15 protein-coding genes are annotated in these 16,859 nt (G+C 46.9%); 13 read left to right on the forward strand and 2 right to left on the reverse strand.

What is annotated here, in order from left to right; translation table 11 throughout:
- Positions 1-65: 65 nt before the first annotated feature.
- The 8 genes from C162_RS30820 (at position 66) to C162_RS30855 (ending at position 8,919) form a co-directional block, all read left to right on the forward strand.
- Positions 66-293 (forward strand): hypothetical protein, encoded by a 228-nt coding sequence (locus tag C162_RS30820; protein ID WP_036701384.1) that lies wholly within the window; start codon positions 66-68, stop codon positions 291-293.
- Positions 277-1,638, forward strand: coding sequence for a hypothetical protein (locus C162_RS30825; RefSeq protein WP_036701387.1), 1,362 nt, complete (start codon positions 277-279; stop codon positions 1,636-1,638). The genes C162_RS30820 and C162_RS30825 overlap by 17 nt, the downstream gene beginning before the upstream one ends.
- 429 nt (positions 1,639-2,067) lie before the next feature.
- Entirely contained in the window at positions 2,068-3,531 is a 1,464-nt protein-coding gene (locus tag C162_RS30830; protein WP_036701389.1) for an alpha/beta hydrolase family protein, read from the forward strand.
- Between the two features lie 518 nt (positions 3,532-4,049).
- Positions 4,050-4,910 carry a hypothetical protein gene (locus tag C162_RS30835; RefSeq protein ID WP_036701392.1) on the forward strand — a complete coding sequence of 287 codons (861 nt, stop codon included), beginning with the start codon at positions 4,050-4,052 and terminating at the stop codon, positions 4,908-4,910.
- Positions 4,911-5,085: 175 nt separating this feature from the next.
- Positions 5,086-6,507, forward strand: coding sequence for an MDR family MFS transporter (locus C162_RS30840; protein ID WP_051494065.1), 1,422 nt, complete (start codon positions 5,086-5,088; stop codon positions 6,505-6,507).
- Between the two features lie 35 nt (positions 6,508-6,542).
- Positions 6,543-7,715 (forward strand): FAD-dependent oxidoreductase, encoded by a 1,173-nt coding sequence (locus C162_RS30845; RefSeq protein ID WP_036701394.1) that lies wholly within the window; start codon positions 6,543-6,545, stop codon positions 7,713-7,715.
- Between the two features lie 55 nt (positions 7,716-7,770).
- Entirely contained in the window at positions 7,771-8,457 is a 687-nt protein-coding gene (locus C162_RS30850; RefSeq protein WP_036701489.1) for a TetR/AcrR family transcriptional regulator, read from the forward strand.
- A gap of 36 nt (positions 8,458-8,493) precedes the next feature.
- The gene (locus tag C162_RS30855) at positions 8,494-8,919 is read left to right on the forward strand and encodes an SRPBCC family protein (RefSeq protein ID WP_036701395.1); all 426 of its coding nucleotides are present in this window, start codon (positions 8,494-8,496) and stop codon (positions 8,917-8,919) included.
- A 175-nt stretch (positions 8,920-9,094) separates the two neighbouring features.
- Here the strand turns inward: C162_RS30855 and C162_RS30860 are convergent, their stop codons facing one another.
- Positions 9,095-9,511: a VOC family protein gene (locus C162_RS30860; RefSeq protein WP_036701397.1), complete on the reverse strand. Its 417-nt coding sequence runs from the start codon at positions 9,509-9,511 to the stop codon at positions 9,095-9,097.
- A 159-nt stretch (positions 9,512-9,670) separates the two neighbouring features.
- Here C162_RS30860 and C162_RS30865 point away from each other — a divergent pair, with 159 nt between their 5' ends.
- The 3 genes from C162_RS30865 to C162_RS30875 all read left to right on the forward strand — a co-directional run bounded on the left by C162_RS30865 (position 9,671) and on the right by C162_RS30875 (position 13,384).
- Positions 9,671-10,237 (forward strand): dihydrofolate reductase family protein, encoded by a 567-nt coding sequence (locus C162_RS30865; RefSeq protein ID WP_036701398.1) that lies wholly within the window; start codon positions 9,671-9,673, stop codon positions 10,235-10,237.
- The gene (locus C162_RS30870) at positions 10,218-12,494 is read left to right on the forward strand and encodes an excinuclease ABC subunit UvrA (protein ID WP_200869259.1); all 2,277 of its coding nucleotides are present in this window, start codon (positions 10,218-10,220) and stop codon (positions 12,492-12,494) included. The genes C162_RS30865 and C162_RS30870 overlap by 20 nt, the downstream gene beginning before the upstream one ends.
- Positions 12,495-12,700: 206 nt before the next feature.
- Positions 12,701-13,384, forward strand: coding sequence for an MBL fold metallo-hydrolase (locus C162_RS30875; RefSeq protein ID WP_036701400.1), 684 nt, complete (start codon positions 12,701-12,703; stop codon positions 13,382-13,384).
- Positions 13,385-13,443: 59 nt separating this feature from the next.
- Here C162_RS30875 and C162_RS30880 read toward each other — a convergent pair whose 3' ends face one another.
- On the reverse strand, positions 13,444-15,048 hold the full coding sequence (locus C162_RS30880; protein ID WP_036701402.1) for a M4 family metallopeptidase: 1,605 nt from the start codon (positions 15,046-15,048) through the stop codon (positions 13,444-13,446).
- A 380-nt stretch (positions 15,049-15,428) separates the two neighbouring features.
- On the opposite strand from C162_RS30880, the gene C162_RS30885 reads away from it, so the two are divergent.
- Together C162_RS30885 and C162_RS30890 are read left to right on the forward strand one after the other, a co-directional pair.
- Entirely contained in the window at positions 15,429-16,373 is a 945-nt protein-coding gene (locus tag C162_RS30885) for an aldo/keto reductase (RefSeq protein WP_036701404.1), read from the forward strand.
- A gap of 22 nt (positions 16,374-16,395) precedes the next feature.
- A complete protein-coding gene (locus C162_RS30890) occupies positions 16,396-16,803 on the forward strand; it encodes a MerR family transcriptional regulator (protein ID WP_036701406.1) in 408 nt (135 codons plus the stop codon).
- Positions 16,804-16,859 lie beyond the last annotated feature (56 nt).

The following is a 16,859-nucleotide window of genomic DNA, read 5'->3' on the forward strand; positions in this document are numbered from 1 at the left end:
AATCCACTCTCCTCTTTGCTTGTCACACGAATCGCTACAATTCAAGAGGAGGGGGTGCTCCGGCTTTGGTTATTTCACGGATTCAGGTGTTAATTTTCTCAACCCATATCTTGCAGCTGGCAACCGATTTATGCGATGAGCTGGTTGTGCTCCAGAGGGGCAAGCTGACGCGTGTATCAGTAGAGCTACTGAAGCAGCCGGATGTTGAGCAGCAGGTGATCGAGTTATTGAGTGAAGAGGACGCCAGCGAACCCGGGATAGGGAAGGAGGATGCCTATGCCGGAGATGCTTAATACTATGGTTACTATGTGGCAGCTTCAGATGGCAACCTTGGTTAACAAGCTGATCTTTTATTCCCGGCGGCTGCCGCTGATTGGGAGATTCATCACGGAGCGGGCGTATGGGGCTGTGCACGCCAAGCGGCGGGTTGGCCGGATTGCGGTTGTTCTGATCCTTCTGGGCGGTATAGCCGAGAGCTTACTCTATTTCGGAGTACTGCTGGCACTGCCGATTGCGTTGTGGACAGACGATTGGGCGGCCGATGAACGGCTTGCTTTGTTCGTGCACATGTATTTTTGCATCAGCGTCTTACTGGCAGGAGTATCAAGTGCGAGGGTGCTGGAAGCCAGTAAAATGAAATATACTGCGGTCCGGCTGATGCGGATAGCACCTACAAGATATATGCGGGCCGTTCTGATTAACCGGTATGCGACTTTTATGGTGTACCAATGGATTGCCATGATGATCACTGCCGGCAGCTTAGGCATTTCGGCGATACAGGCGCTCTTACTGGTTGGGGCTGTGACGATGTGGAGGATTGGATGCGAGCTGCTGCATTTGCGGCTTTTCCGAAAATCTCAGATCATAATGGTGAAAAAGACAGGGATCGTCTCCGTGGTGATGCTGATCACGCTTGCTGCCGCCTATCTGCCATTCACAGGATTGATGGATGTTCCGCTGTTTGGTGCCGCTGTCCTCGATCAACCACTGCTTCTGGCAGTGCTGCTGCTCAGCGGCATGACCGCCGGGTATGTACTGCTGCAAAGAACGAATTATACGGATGCGGTAAGAGCGGTGACAAGCTTCGATGATCCGCTGTTAAACATGGAACGGATGCTGATGGATATTCAGCAAAAAAGTCTACAGGTTCAGGCTGATTACACCAGCGATAGTAGCGGGCCTCTTCCTGTTGCGGACAAGAGGGGTTACGCCTACTTGCACTCTGTTTTTGTTAAGCGGCATAGCAAACTTGTAAATGCGCCCTTCCAAAAAAGATTAGTGATCATTAGCGTAATCGGTGTCCTGTTAACAGTCTCCGCGCTGATCTTTGCAGATCATCTGAATGTCACACAGCTTGAACGGTATGTATCTTTTATCATTCTGGCTAAGTTTCAATTGACGATGGGCAATCAGCTATGCCGGGTGCTTTTTCGTCACTGTGATCTGCCGCTGTTGCGCTATTCCTTCTACCGGAGGGATGCGGCACAGCATTTCCGCCTGCGCCTGCGGTGGCTGTTGGGGCGAAATATGCTGATCGGCGCAAACCTGGCGGCTGTTCTGACAGTGTTTGTACTGATTACCGCTGACGGGAGGTTTCATCCATTCCTTCTTCCGGTATGGCTGTTAACACTGGCGTAGGCGGTGATTTTCTCGGTACATCATTTACTGCTGTATTACCTCCTCCAGCCTTATACCCCGGATATGACTACGGGTAACCCCTTGTTTACTTTGCTGAACAGCTTGGGTTCGATTGGTTTCCTTGCTGCATTCTTGCTGCGCCCGGAACCCTGGAGCTTAGCTGTTGCCGTCACCTTATTAGCTGTAGTGTATTTCATTATTGCAATTCCGCTTGTTTCACGGTACTCAAGCAGCTTATTTAGCCTGAAATAATCTACAATGGTTGAACCCTCAGGACCGCGATTCTAGCGTCCTGAGGGTTTTTAGCTTTGGATTTCATTTCTTTTGTCCGTTCATATTCAGTTCATGTTGTCGTCACGGAGAGTACACTTTCATTGCTTAAGCTTACATTCTACCAGAAGAAGTAGTAGTAGAAAGAGAGGGAGTAAAATGAGATTATTTGAGGTGCTTTTAGTTCTAGCCTGTTTCGCGCTACTCGCAGATCTATTGTTTATCAGAAGAGGTGCAAAGACAACAGGACTGGTTTTGGGGATCGGAAGCAGCGTTATATTGGCAGTTCAATTATTGTTCGAAGGATACAGATGGCAGTTGCTTGTGGTATATATCATGACAGCGCTGCTCATCCTCATCGTTATACTCAGGCATTTAGGTAAGATAGGAAATATAGGGAATATAAAAGCAGGGAAGCTGTTGAAATATAGTTCATCTTCCATCATCGTCATTCTGCTTGTTATATCTACCGCCTTGTCAGTATACTTGCCAGTCTTTCATTTGCCGAAGCTTAATGGACCGGAGAAGGTGGGTACTCAAGCCTTTCATTTTACGGATCAGAACAGAGATGAAGTCTTAACTGCAGATCCAAGCGATAAGCGGGAACTGATGGTTCAAATGTGGTACCCTACTGAAAATAGCAGCAACAAGAAGAGGGAAGCTCTGTTTCCAAAAGATAAAGAAATGTTCAAAAAGTATATCCAGACCTATTCCAATTCATTAAGCCTTCCGGACTTTGTATTCGATTACTGGAAGTATAGCAAAACCAACTCTTATGAAAATGTAGAACTATTGCCTTCTACAAGTCCTTATCCGGTGGTACTGCTATCTCACGGTATGGGAACCAGCCGGGTTCTCCATGCATCACAGGCCGAGAATCTCGCCAGTCACGGATATATCGTGGTTACCATCGACCATACGTATAGCACCTTTGCTACTATTTTTCCGGATGGCCGTGTAACGGACTATACCACTAAGATGACTACCGTAGAAGATCGCAAAAGAATCGGTAAGATATGGACTAAAGATGTGGAGTTTGTAATCGACGTAATGGAAAGGCTGAATTCAGGTGCAATCGAAAGTCAATTTAAAGGAAAAATGGATCTAGATCATCTGGGCGTAATGGGGCATTCCTTCGGGGGGGCAACAGCGTTTGACACAACTTATTTAGATCCTAGAATTAAAGCCGGGGTCAATATGGACGGGTCACTGATCGAAGTGGACAATAGAGCGGATCTAAACAAGCCGTTTATGTTCATAAGATCCGGAGCTTTTAAAGACTGGTTGACCGATTTCAAGAAGGGTCCCAATCCGGATAACGAAGTCACGAAACAGCTTGAAGAAGAGCTGCACATTATTAAAAATGCGATCAATCAGGGAGTGCCTGCGATTTATATTGAGGGTACCCAACACTTCAATTTCACGGATCTTCAGTTCTATTCTGAGCTGATCAAACTGACTGGAATCACCGGAGATATCAATGGTAAAAGAGGATCAGACCTCGTAAATCAATATGTCCTCGATTTCTTTAATAAGGAATTAAAAGGAGAAGACGTACAATTGCTTAAGGGTCCAAACGCCAGCTATCCAGAGGTGAAATTTATAAAGCCGGAAGACCTTTAAGACGAGACCATTTCAATTAAGCATAGCGTGGAATAATATACGATTTTGTTATAATTACAAATGATTTCGGGAGCAGAACCCCCTTCTTTATACTATTCTGAGAATAGAAATATGAAGGGGGCTGTTTGTTATTGTTCAGGTTGTTATAGGAATTTTGCTTAATTGCAATTTGTACAACTAAATCGTCGGATGTGCCGCCGAATCTCCGTACGGCCTTTTTTAAACATTCAATTGTATCGAATACAATAGAATCTATTTCGAAGTTTTTTTTACAGCATTTCATTGTATAAAATGCAGTTGCTATCGTTCCAGCGCCTACAGTAACTGAATGACTACTGCGGGGCGGAGGGTAAAACAAAAAAGTCATAAGGATGGGATTTCCAAAGCAGAGGAAAGCTGTATAATAAAGCTTGGAAAGAACTTTTCTGTTTTTGCTACATGCAACCTATTTATGGAAATATGCTAGCAAGATTGGTAGAGGCCTTTACTATGTGTAAACAAGCGGGGAGAAAGTATCTATGAAGCAAAAGAATTTGATTTATGCGCTAATGTTAGCACTTATATTATCGGTCGTATCTGGGGCTGGAAATATAAGTGCGGCAGCACGAAACATCACCGATATCGTCAAAGTGACCAAACCTACTGAAATTAAAATTGGGGAGTTGAAGTCATTCCAAATTGCCATCACGGACTGGACGGATGGAGACGTGGCGGACTATGATTTTACTCCAATTTCCTCAGATGAGAATATTGTAAAGGTTGTACGGAAAACGCAATGGGTTTCTGAACTTCATGCCTTAAATAAAGGGACAGCCACCTTAACTGTCAATATTGGAGAAAAGTTCGAGCCTTATGTGTTCAATGTTCAAGTGGTCGATGATTATACAGTTATACCTGAACCAACTCCTACACCAACCCCTGAACCAACAAATCCAGTAGTCATAAAGGAACCTACTCATGAAGAAATCATGATTAAGGATGTAGAAGAGTATAGCAAGCAATTAGAACTGCTAGAAAACTATGAAGAAAAAGCTATAACTACATATAATCAACTAATTGACTTACGAATAAAAGACTCAACAAGAAAAACATTTTTCCTGTCTTTAAGCAATACTGTAGTGCCCAACTATACTAAGTTTGTATCCGGATTGAAGTACGTAAAAGTGAATAATGCAGAGTTAAAAGAAATACATAACCATTATCTAGCAGGGGCAAAACTCCAGTTAGAGGGGATGACTATAATGCGAGACAGTCTGAAGACAACCAAAATTAATTATCCCAAATTCGAAGCAGGTTACAATAAGGTTGGAGAAGGAGTCAAGCAATTGGATAAAGCGGAGCTTCTTTTAGACAATTATATAAGAAAATACATCAAATAATTAATGAATAGAAGGGGTGTCCCAGCCATTTCATGGCTTATGGGATACTCCTTTTATTTTAAGAAAAACGCATAACCAATAACGAACATCGTTCTTGACGAACGGTGTTCGTTATGTTATAAATGTATCAGCTTAACTAATTCATACGCTTATGTAGGAAAGGAGGAGAGCGTGTATGTCAGATACAAATAGTAGCCACAATGTGCAAGCAGCCTTTTCCTTAAAGCAGATATTGCCCATACTTCTCGCGGTCGCTTCAGGGATGTTCTTAGTGATCTTAGACAGCACCATCATGAATGTGGCGGTACCGAAATTAGTGAATGCCTTCGATACCAATCTCAGCACGATTCAGTGGGTCATCACGGCGTATACTTTGTCTTTATCAGCAGTCATTCCGTTAGCCGGCTGGTTCTCTGACCGTTTCTCGCCCAAACGGATGTTTATGATTAGCATTGTGTTATTTGTTCTCGCTTCTGTGCTGTGTGCAATGGCAACCACCCCTAGTCAGCTTATCGTTTTCCGCATCATTCAAGGTTTGGGCGGAGGTATGGTGGCTCCCATCGGAATTGCCACTGTATTCATGGTCGCTCCACCTGACAAAAGAGGATCTGTCATGGGCATCCTCGGTATCCCGATGCTGCTGGCCCCCATTCTAGGCCCCTTATTGTCGGGCTGGCTGATCGAGTACATCAATTGGCACTGGATCTTTTTCATCAACGTGCCGGTTGGCATCTTGGCTTTATTCATGGCCTGGAGGTACTTACCTGCATCGGATGCAAAAGCTAACAACAAGCTGGATGTGCTCGGTGCGCTTTTGGCTCCGGTTGCCTTTACTTCCATTGTGTTTGCCGTTCATCAGGCAGGAGAGAAGGGGTGGTCCAATTTATGGACGTTAGCTCCTCTGGTCTGGGGCCTGGTCATACTGGCCGTCTTTATCTGGAATGAGCTGCGGCAAAAGCACCCGCTGCTGGAGCTAAGAGTATTCCGTTCGCCTACCTTTGTGCATGGCATCTCTGTCGCCTGGCTGAATCAGATCGCTTTATTTGGAAGTATTCTGTTATTCCCGCTGTATCTACAGCAAGTGAGAGGGCTAACTCCTCTTGAGGCTGGATTATATGTGATCCCGCAAGCCCTGTTATCTACGGTCGGGATTAACTTAGGCGGCAGGTTGTTTGACCGTTTCGGTGTTCGCCCGGTGGCCATCATGGGTATTCTGTCACTTTGCGGGTCCTTACTTGCTCTGACACAGATAGATGCCCATACCAATACGTTATACATCATTTGTAGCTTTGCTTTTGCAGGGCTAGGGCAAGGATTAACAATGATGCAGATCAATACCCATGTCCTCAGATCAGCTCCCAAGGAATTAATAAGCCGTGTTACGCCCATAACCACTTCAGCCCAGCAGATCATGTCCTCCTTCGGCGTTACCATCACGATGGCTTTTCTGGCCAACCAAATCAGAGGACTTCCCGCACAGCATTCAGTCGATCAATTAGGTCATGCCTTTGGCTCCACATTCTGGATTACTTTAAGTTTTGCAGTTAGTGCATTGGTTTTATCTTTGTTTTTTGCAGGCAAGAAGCATGGTTCTTGAGAAAAAAACATTCAACCCAAAGGAGATGTCTACACATGACAACTGTTAATTCTACCGGACAACGCCGGATCGCAATTATTGGAGGGGGACCAGGGGGGCTAACGCTTGCCCTGATTCTGCAGCAGCATGGTATTTCCTCGACGATTTACGAACGTGAGCATGAGGATCTAAGCCACGAACGCGGAGGCTCCTTAGATATCCATGAAGAATCCGGGCAGCTCGCTTTGAAGGAGGCGGGATTATATGACGCTTTTCTGCAGGCAGCACGGTTTGAGGGCGAAGACTTCCGGCTTATGGATAAAACGGGGACTATATACCTGGATGAAGTGGCCGACGAAGAGAGCTCGGAAGGGCAGAGACGCCCGGAGATTGACCGTGGTGTGCTTTGTGACTTGCTTTTAAATAAGTTAGATCCGTCTACCATACAGTATGGCTATAAACTGGAGAAGGCTGTGTCTCTAGGCGAGGGGAAGACGGAGCTTCATTTTGAGAATGGACATACCGCTGTGGCTGATCTTGTAATTGGTGCGGACGGTGCCTTTTCCCGGGTTCGTCCTCTGCTTACGGATACCGATGTGGAATATTCAGGTCTGACTATGCTGGAGCTCAACGTGATTGCCGCCGATCACCCTGATCTGGCAGCATTCAATGCACGTGGCAAAATGTTCGCGCTGGATGATCACAAAGGGATTCTGGGCCAGTTGAATGGCAATGGACGGATCAAAGTATATGCGAGCTTCAAGGTAGAGTGGGACTGGTTAGACGAAATCCGGAACGATAACCCGCAGGAGATAAAGGCAAAGCTGCTTGAGCTGTTCCACGATTGGAGTGAACCGCTCAAGAATTATATCCGGTATGCGGAAGATGCAGTTGTGCCCAGACGGATCTACATGCTGCCCGTCGGGTTTCGCTGGGAACGCAGCGCTGGTGTCACGTTGATTGGAGATGCTGCACATGTCATGTCTCCTTTCGCCGGAGAAGGCGTGAATCTTGCCATGCTGGATGCGCTGGAGCTGGCCCTTGCCATAGTAAGGAACAAGCAGATACCTGAAGCCATTGAAGAATATGAGGAGAAAATGTTCCAGTATGCCTCAGAGAAAGCACATGTGTCTAACGAAAATCTCATCCTGAGCTTCTCGGAGAATGCGGCTCCAAAGTTTGCAGCACTCATGCAATCTTATCAAGACCTGCATGAGCAGCAAGGCTGATGTTATCTTCCGCGGGTGTATTTACTATTGGCTTCCGGCATGTTATAAGAAAAGTATGATGAAACCTAAACGTGAAATTGTGAGCCGCCGTAACCGGCCAGCCAAAGACCCCCTTAGTCATGAAATCATTGTCAAGACCGCATATGAGCTGCTGAAGCAGGAAGGGACCTCCGGCATGAGCATGAGGAAGGTAGCCAAGCAACTGGATACTGGACCTTCCTCCCTGTATGTTTACGTTAAAAATCTGCAGGAATTGAGCTCTTATGTGCTTGACCTTGGTCTCGGTGAGTTGAACCTGCCGGAGCATACGGACGATAATTGGAAGGAGCAGTTATTTCAAGCGCTGCATGCTTATGGCGAGCTGCTTATCGAGCAACCCGGATTAGCGGAGCTGTCTCTACAGACGATTCCTATCGGGAATAATGCTTTTCGTCTGAATGAGTATTTACTTACCGTCCTGCAAAAGGGCGGAATCACCTCTACGGCCGCTGCTTGGGGGACGGACCTATTGCTCCTGTACGTTTCTTCCATTGCTTTGGAGAAGGCTAAGAGAGCAAGCGAGCTGATGGCAACTGCCCAGAGTTATTATAACGAAGCAGATCCGGTGCGTTTTCCGTTGATCAACAGTCTGAAGACCGATTTATTCTCGGGGGATACCGCCTCCAAGGAGAGGTTCTTCTGGGCCATTGAAGTGATACTCCAGGGGATAATGCACAAACAGATGGGAGACAATGTTAAGTAACCAAGCGACGAAGATCATGAAAGAGGTGTCTATTAAATGGAAGAGAATCAACCAACGAAAGTAACCGTACAAACCGTGGTACAAGCCCCTATCGAGAAGGTATGGCGCTACTGGACCGAGCCGGAGCACATCACGAAGTGGAATCAGGCGTCCGAGGACTGGCATGCACCGAGAGCCGAGAACAATCTGCGGCCTGGCGGTACCTTTCTGACACGGATGGAAGCGAAGGATGGCAGCATGGGCTTTGATTTTGGCGGCGTATACGATGTCGTGAATCAGCATGAGATGATCAGCTATTCCGTAGAAGACGGAAGAAGAGTGGAGATTACGTTCGTGGATCAAGGGAATGAGACGAAGATTATTCAAACATTCGATGCGGAAAATGCTAATCCCGTTGAGCTCCAGCAAGCAGGCTGGCAGGCGATCATGGACAACTTTAAAGCCTATACTGAAAAAAACTAATCACAAGTGGAAACGGCATTGCCGTCCTTGTAAAGGACGGTACCGTTTCGGCGAGAAATAGAAGGATAATGTGTAGCGTGAAACATATACATTCTTATATTTTCAAAAAAGACGCTGGGGAAGATGCCCGGCGTCTTTTTTTGCAGCCATAGTACGAGTGTACTCTTCGTTAGTCTCAGCCCTGTTCCGCATCCATGTTCATATAGTTAATCGCCCACAGATGGCCGTCCAAATCCACGAAGCCCCAATGATACATGAATCCATGATCTTCAGGTTCCGCGTGCAATTTCCCGCCTAAGGAGAGTGCGGTGTTCACGATTTCATCAACCTTGTCCCGGCTCTCGAATTCCAAAGCAATCGTCAACTGTGCATACTTGCCCGTATCGACGGCTTCCTTCTCCGTGAGTGTAAGAAAGAAGGCTTGATCGATCAGCATGACCTGCAGGTTGTCACCGATCAAGAGGGCTACCGAAGTCTCGTTATCCGGATATTGCGGGTTGAGCTCAAATCCAAGTCCGGTGAAGAACGCTTTCGACTGGGCTACATTTTTAACAGGCAGGTTGAGGCTCGTGAATGCGGACGTTAATGCCATTAGCAATACACCTCTTTGTCATAAATTTTCAAATGTTTGTCCTGATTATATCACATCAAAGTTCATCTAAAAGAAGGAGATCAGGCGTTTTAAATATGACGTAAGGTGACATATTAACGCTTTATAATGATAGTAAATCAACGAAAGGAGCAATAAATCATGAGCAGAAGAATCATTTTAGATTTGGCAGTTACTTTGGATGGTTTCATTGAAGGGAAAAATGGGGAAGTGGACTGGTGCACTATGGACCCTGAGCTGGAGTTCACACAATTTATGAATCAAGTGGATACCATATTCTATGGAAGAAAAAGCTATGACCAATGGGGACAATACATTCCGAAGGATGAAGATTCGGATGATGACAAAGAAATTTGGGCACTAGTCCATAGCAAAGAGAAATATGTGTTTTCCAGGTCGCAGCAGGGGACGGGTCATGAAGCTATTTTTATAAACGACCATATTCTTGACGAAGTAAACAAAATAAAGCAGAGATCCGGTAAAGACATCTGGTTATATGGTGGAGCAAGCCTGATTACAACGTTTATTCAATTGGGACTTGTGGATGAATTCAGATTATCCGTTCACCCTGTGGTTCTCGGAGAAGGAAAACCGCTGTTTGCGGATATCAAAGAACGGTTGAATTTGAAATTGGCTCATACCCGAAGCTGCTCCTCCGGACTTGTTCAGCTTATATACCATTGGGACGGTGAGCTTGGTGCACGCTAATGATATCGTCATTAAAGGCGCAAGAGAGAATAACCTGAAAAACGTAAATGTTCGCATTCCGAAACGGAAAATCACGATCTTCACCGGCGTCTCGGGTTCGGGCAAATCTTCGCTGGTCTTCGACACCATCAGTGTCGAAGCTCAGCGGCAGCTTAATGAGACGTTCTCCACGTACATCCGCAACCGGCTGCCCCGGTATAGTCAGCCAGACGCCGATCTCATCGAGAACTTGTCTACGGCCGTTGTCATCGATCAGAAAAGACTCGGCGGCAACTCCCGTTCAACAGTTGGAACGATCACGGATATCAATGCGATGCTCCGGCTGCTGTTCTCCAGAATTGGCCAACCGTTCATTGGTAATTCGCATGTATTCTCCTTTAACGACCCGGCCGGTATGTGCCCTGAGTGCTCTGGAGTGGGACAAGTAGTGCAGTTCGATGTAGAGAAGCTGCTTGACAGGTCCAGGTCGCTGAATGATGGCGCGATCCTGTTCCCCGCTTTCAAAGTGGGGGGCTGGTTATGGAATTCATATGCCCATTCCGGACTGTTCAACAATGATAAGCAACTCGTTGACTACACTCAGGAAGAGAAGGATGTCCTGCTGCATGGCAAAGAGAGCAATATCATGTACAACACCAAGGGCGGAGCGATCGAATCGGATTACGAAGGCCTGCTGCCCAAGCTCACACGCCTGTATCTGAAGCGTGACAGCAGCGAGCTGTCCGAAGCCAAACGCGAATCCATTGACCGGTTCTTGTCTTACAGTGAATGCAGCCTGTGTAAGGGAAGCCGGCTTAATCAAGAAGCCTTAGGCTGCCGGATTAACGGATACAACATCGCAGAGTGTGCGGCTATGGAGATTGGCGGGCTTATTCGTATCATCGAAGCCATTCAGGACCCCGTTGCCGGGCCTATGAAAGAGGGAATTCTGACCCGGTTGAATCATCTGGTCTCGATTGGCCTGGAGTATCTCAGTCTGGACCGGCAGACCTCAACCTTATCGGGAGGGGAGTCGCAACGCATTAAGATGGTCCGTCATCTAAGCAGCAGTCTTACCGATATGATCTATATTTTTGACGAACCAAGTGTCGGGCTGCATCCGCGGGATGTTCATCGTCTGAACGGTATGCTGCGCCAGCTCAGGGACAAAGGGAATACGGTACTTGTGGTTGAACATGACCGCGAAGTGATGGAAATCGCCGATTATATTATTGATGTAGGACCTCATGCAGGTACCCGTGGCGGTACCATCGTCTATAATGGCGACTTTGCAGGCTTACTTCGTGCGGATACGTTAACAGGACGGTACTTGAAGCAAAGTCTGCCTCTGAAGACATCTGTCAGAGTGCCAAGGGGACAAATGAGCGTAGCCTGCACCAGTCTGCACAATCTGAAGGAGGTGACCGTTGATATCCCTGTTGGAGTACTGACTGTGGTAACGGGAGTTGCCGGCTCAGGTAAAAGTACGCTGATTAACGGAGCCTTCCTGTCCTCACATCCGGAAGCCATCGTCATTGATCAGTCGGCTGCGGGCACATCCATCCGCTCTAATCCGGCTACCTACACGGGAATAATGGACGACATCCGCCGGCTGTTCGCAGCCGCCAACAAGGTAAGCGCTTCTCTGTTCAGCTTCAATTCCAAGGGAGCCTGTGCCAACTGTCAGGGTCTAGGCATGATTTACACAGATCTGGCGTTTCTCGAGCCGATACGGACGACTTGTGAAGTGTGTGCGGGCAGACGCTTCAGCGATGAAGTCCTGGCATACAAGCTGAATGGACAATCCATCAGCGACATCCTTGCTATGACGGTACGGGAGGCTTCGGACTTCTTCAGCAAGAAGGAGCTGCTCCGAAAGCTGCAGACACTGGAGGATGTGGGACTTGGGTACGTAACGCTGGGCCAGCCTTTGAGCACTTTGTCGGGCGGTGAGTGCCAACGCATCAAACTGGCTGAAGAGCTTCACAAGGAGGGCAGCCTATATGTTATGGATGAGCCGACAACCGGACTGCATATGTCCGATATCTCTGGTCTGCTGGACATCATGAACCGCCTGGTCGACGGGGGCAACTCCGTGGTAGTCATCGAACATAATCTGGATGTGATCAAGAGTGCAGACTGGATTATTGACATGGGTCCCGAGGGCGGACACCGGGGCGGCCAAATCGTATTCGAGGGCACACCTGCCCAGCTTGCTGCGGCTAAGCATTCTATAACGGGAACGTATCTGCGCAAGGCTCTCCATTCTGAATTATAAAAGCTCAATTTGCATTTTCAAGTATCGGACGGGCCCGACATCTTCACTTCCCGTTCGGTTCAGATCCGCTGGGCCGATCAGAGTCAGAGCCTGACTCGCGGGAATTCTTTTCAGGGACTGCCCGAATAGAGAGTGGAAAAAGTGTTGACTTGCGGCTTTCTATAAGTAATATAATATACCTACTTATAGGAAAGGATGATGAAGGAATGTCCATGTCTCGGCCGAATACCGGAATTAAAGCGATAGAGATGCAAATGGGATCTTTTATCGTGTATCCAACATTGTTGTGGGATGAACAGAATCTTGTACTTGTGGATACTGGCATTCCCGGGCAATTGGATAAGATCCGTAGGTTACTTGAAGCAGAAGGTTTTGGAATAGATCAGCTGACGCATATCATCATTACGCATCAAGACAGCGATCACATTGGCAGTCTGCCGGAACTCATTCAGGCAAGTGTGGAAGAGGTGAAGGTGCTCGCACACGAAGAGGCTGTACCCTATTTGACGGGAGCCATTCCGCTTATCAGAGGTACAACTTTTGCACCGTCTGTGCACGTTCATACGGCACTTAAGGATAGAGACATTCTGCCGCTGGCCGGCGGTATTCAAGTCGTCTTTACACCTGGACACACGCCAGATCATATGTCGCTATATCATATTCCAACTCAAACGCTAATTGCCGGCGATGCATTAAATGCAAAAGATGGTAAGCTCCTGTCCTTTAACGATTATTACACGTTGGATCATCCTACTGCGTTGAAGTCGATTGCCAAACTGCTAGAGCTGGATATTAAAAAGGTGATTACGTACCATGGTAACGAAGTTACACATGGAATCAAGGAAAGTCTCCTGAAAATAGTAAATGCAACAATCAATACTTCATTATAATGCTGATTTACATTACACAGGCCAATGATCTTGAGGATCATTGGCCTGTTAGTCTTTTCTTAGTAGACGCCTACCGCATTGTAAGCTTTGGTTACAGCTGTTACTTGAGCCGATCCTGCACCAAACAATTCAGTAGCCGATTGAATGATTGCTGTACGTGCTGCAGAGAAGTTGGATGAGGTGGTAAGGTAATATACAAGTGCATTGTAATAGATTTGAACGGCATCCTCACGGCCAATACCGGTGACCGTTACACCGTTAAACGTACCGCCTTGAGCAGCGAGATAGAAAGCTTTGTTATTAATGCCGCTATTCGTATGCACACCGCCTTCGTCACTGGTACCGGTATAACGGTCGCTGTATTTGTCAGGCTGGCCGTACAATGGCGGATTAGCCAGTGAGCGGAGCGCGTCACCCGCAACGCCCGGTGTATATATTTTATCACCGATCAGCCAGTTCGCACCTTCAATTGAATTTCCGATGATGTCGGAGAAGGACTCATTGAGTGCCCCAGGTTCTCCGTAGTATTCAAGATTGGATGTTTTCTCCGTCACACCATGCGTTAACTCGTGGCCTATCACGTCCAAATCACCGGACAGCAGTGTAAAGGTAGACCCATCTCCATCACCAAAAACAATCTGTGCACCATTCCAAAATGCGTTGTTATAAGAAGTATAGTAATGAACGGTCGAACGAATCTGCAGTCCTTTATTGTCCAGGCTGTTGCGGCCGAAATGCTGGAGATAATAATCATAGGTTCTCTCAGCATAAGTGTGGGCATCAACCGCGGCTTTGTCTGTCCAGACATTGTTAGTGCTGGTTAAGAGCGTCCCCGGAAGAGAGGTCTTGTTCTTGGCGGTATAGGTCACAATGCCCTTGCCGCGGGTGCTGTCATAGAGCTGGTAGGTTGAACCCGAGAGGCGTGTCTCGAACGTTTTGGTATCTCCAAAAACTCCAGTGCCCGTACCCGTCAGGTTCTCTAAGATGTTATATTTGAACAGTACGCTGCCATTCTCCGCAGAAATGAAGTACCGTATCCGCAAAGGCTCGGGTTCCAGAACGTTCACTTCTGTTTTATAGACTAATTGAGGTTCTCCATCAACGATAAAATAGTACAAATCCGCTGTAGGAGTAACTTGGGGCTCACCAAGTGGTCCATGTTCCAGCGTGGCATCCTGACCGGCTGCCAGAATGGCATCTGCTCCGGATATGGTTTGGAGTTGAATCAGCGGCTGCGGAATGGTCTGGTATACATCCTCAACTACACTTCCCAGCAGAGAGGTAACATTGCCGGCTTTGTCGATATGCAGGGTCTGATCGGCTCCATATACCGGTATCCCTGAGATATACTGGCTTAACCGGTAATGCTGGCTGCCGGTCTTGCTGTTTGCTTCTTGCTCTGTAATTTTAAATTTCCCCCGAATATCCTCCTTAGCCGAAAGATGCAGGTTCCCTTTAACACTTTCAAGATATCCCCATACTTTGTCCTCAGAAGCGGAGTCTGCAGGGGTTTTCCAGACTTGGTCCGTAATCGAAATAGGGGAAGAGCCTGAGAAGAGCTCTACAGGATTATTACGCTCATTGTTTTCAGCGGCACTGCCCACCGAGGCAAAGGACCCAAGTGCTACAACACCTGCAAGAAGTGAAGCTACAGTCTTTTTCATAATTAGTACTCCTCCGATCAAATTGGTTGGTTTAAAGTTGTGCCTGTGCACTTTCTCAAGCTGCGATCTGGGGTGCAAAGACTAGGGCGGCTAACAACCTTAATGTACGGAGGGAGAGTGTGGAGACGGCAAGACCCCTTTCGTGAAATTTACAACTACATCCTTGTTCACAGATCCTCAAATTGGATATTTTTGTTATGAATGTAATTATAATGTTTTCAGTATATTCAGGTTTTTGGATATCAACTATGATCAGAATCACAATTATGGAGTTATGGAGTTTTGGAGTATTGACTTAGAGTGCACTTAAACTCTTATACTGGTCACGTACGATGCAAGCAAGCGAAAGTTCATTCAGTTTGTTAAAGGGAGGAAATCGTGTGAAGCATTTTCCGTTGGGGAATACCGGATTGCTGGTAAGTGCTTATTCTTTAGGCTGTCTGAATTTTGGATCGCGAACCGACAAAAAAAACTCATTCCAGTTGCTGGATCATTTTTTTGAGGCAGGTGGAAACTTTCTGGATACAGCCAATAATTATGCGATATGGAACGAAGGCTGTGTTGGCGGAGAAAGCGAGTCTTTGCTTGGCGAATGGATGAAAGAAAGAAAAAACAGACATCAGATCATTTTGGCCACCAAAGTGGGAGCGAAACCGGTAGTGCCGAAAAGCGAAAAAATGGAAGGCTTAGGCCGCCAAGCGATTGAAAAGGAAATCGACGAAAGTTTGCTGAGGCTAGGAACAGATTATGTAGATTTGTACTATGCTCATGTTGACGATAACGAAACTGAACTCGAGGAAACCTTGGAGACCTTTGATTCCTTGGTCAAAGCCGGCAAAGTAAGAGCTATAGGCTGCAGTAATTACCGGCTGTCCAGGCTCCTTGAAGCCAAGGCAATCAGTAAGTCAAAAGGATGGGCGTCCTATTGCTGCATCCAGCAGCGATATACGTATTTGCAGCCTAGAGCGGAAGCGGATTTCGGAGTGCAGGTCAGTGCGGATGAGGATTTACTTGCTTACTGCAGTCAACACGATGATTTTACGCTCTTGGCTTATTCCCCCCTCCTTGGAGGCGTATACAACAAAAAGGAAGCTGTCTTACCCGATGCATATCAGAGAGAGGATCAGACGATCCGATTGCATACTCTAAGGAAGGTTGCTGGAGAGCTGGGAGCGACTCCGAATCAGCTTATCCTTGCTTGGATGCTGCACAATCACCCGCGAGCTCTTCCAATTGTTGCTGCAAGCGGTCTAACGCAATTGGAAGAGAATTTAGGGGCACTTAAGCTCCATATTAGCTCAGAACAGCTTGATCAATTGAACTGATGTTGAAAGGAGCGTATTCGTTATGACCGGTAGAGAACTGACCATTCAGCAGGCAGCTGAAATGACGGGGTTAAGCGTACATACCCTCCGTTATTACGAAAGGATCGGTCTGATGGACCCCATCCCCCGTGCCGGGAATGGTCATCGGATATATCGGGAGCATGATTCAGAATGGATTATATTACTCGCAAAACTTAAGACTACAGGAATGCCGATCGCTCTTATGCAACAGTTCGCTGATATGATGCGGCTTGGCAATGATGGCATTCCCAAGCGCAGGAAACTTCTAGAAGAGCATGAGCGGAAATTAATCGAGCAGGTTCAAACGATTCAGCAGACTTTGGATATTCTGCGGGGTAAAATTGACTACTACCGTTCTTGGGAAGATGATATCACGCGAGAGGAAGCCAGTTTGAAGTCAGCTCGATGACCAGTCCAGCAGCGAGCTCTATTGATGGTGCGTGGCACGAAGCTGAAGATGCTGTA

Source organism: Paenibacillus sp. FSL R7-269, from assembly GCF_000517865.1.
In the GTDB taxonomy this organism is placed as follows: domain Bacteria; phylum Bacillota; class Bacilli; order Paenibacillales; family Paenibacillaceae; genus Paenibacillus_AQ.

Excerpts from the sequence above, each read along its gene's own strand:
- C162_RS30825 (WP_036701387.1), top strand. The coding sequence starts at position 277 with ATGCCGGAGATGCTTAATACTATGGTTACTATGTGGCAGCTTCAGATG.
- C162_RS30830 (WP_036701389.1), top strand. The coding sequence starts at position 2,068 with ATGAGATTATTTGAGGTGCTTTTAGTTCTAGCCTGTTTCGCGCTACTC.
- C162_RS30835 (WP_036701392.1), top strand. The coding sequence starts at position 4,050 with ATGAAGCAAAAGAATTTGATTTATGCGCTAATGTTAGCACTTATATTA.
- C162_RS30840 (WP_051494065.1), top strand. The coding sequence starts at position 5,086 with ATGTCAGATACAAATAGTAGCCACAATGTGCAAGCAGCCTTTTCCTTA.
- C162_RS30845 (WP_036701394.1), top strand. The coding sequence starts at position 6,543 with ATGACAACTGTTAATTCTACCGGACAACGCCGGATCGCAATTATTGGA.
- C162_RS30850 (WP_036701489.1), top strand. The coding sequence starts at position 7,771 with ATGATGAAACCTAAACGTGAAATTGTGAGCCGCCGTAACCGGCCAGCC.
- C162_RS30855 (WP_036701395.1), top strand. The coding sequence starts at position 8,494 with ATGGAAGAGAATCAACCAACGAAAGTAACCGTACAAACCGTGGTACAA.
- C162_RS30860 (WP_036701397.1), bottom strand. The coding sequence starts at position 9,511 with ATGGCATTAACGTCCGCATTCACGAGCCTCAACCTGCCTGTTAAAAAT.
- C162_RS30865 (WP_036701398.1), top strand. The coding sequence starts at position 9,671 with ATGAGCAGAAGAATCATTTTAGATTTGGCAGTTACTTTGGATGGTTTC.
- C162_RS30875 (WP_036701400.1), top strand. The coding sequence starts at position 12,701 with ATGTCCATGTCTCGGCCGAATACCGGAATTAAAGCGATAGAGATGCAA.
- C162_RS30880 (WP_036701402.1), bottom strand. The coding sequence starts at position 15,048 with ATGAAAAAGACTGTAGCTTCACTTCTTGCAGGTGTTGTAGCACTTGGG.
- C162_RS30890 (WP_036701406.1), top strand. The coding sequence starts at position 16,396 with ATGACCGGTAGAGAACTGACCATTCAGCAGGCAGCTGAAATGACGGGG.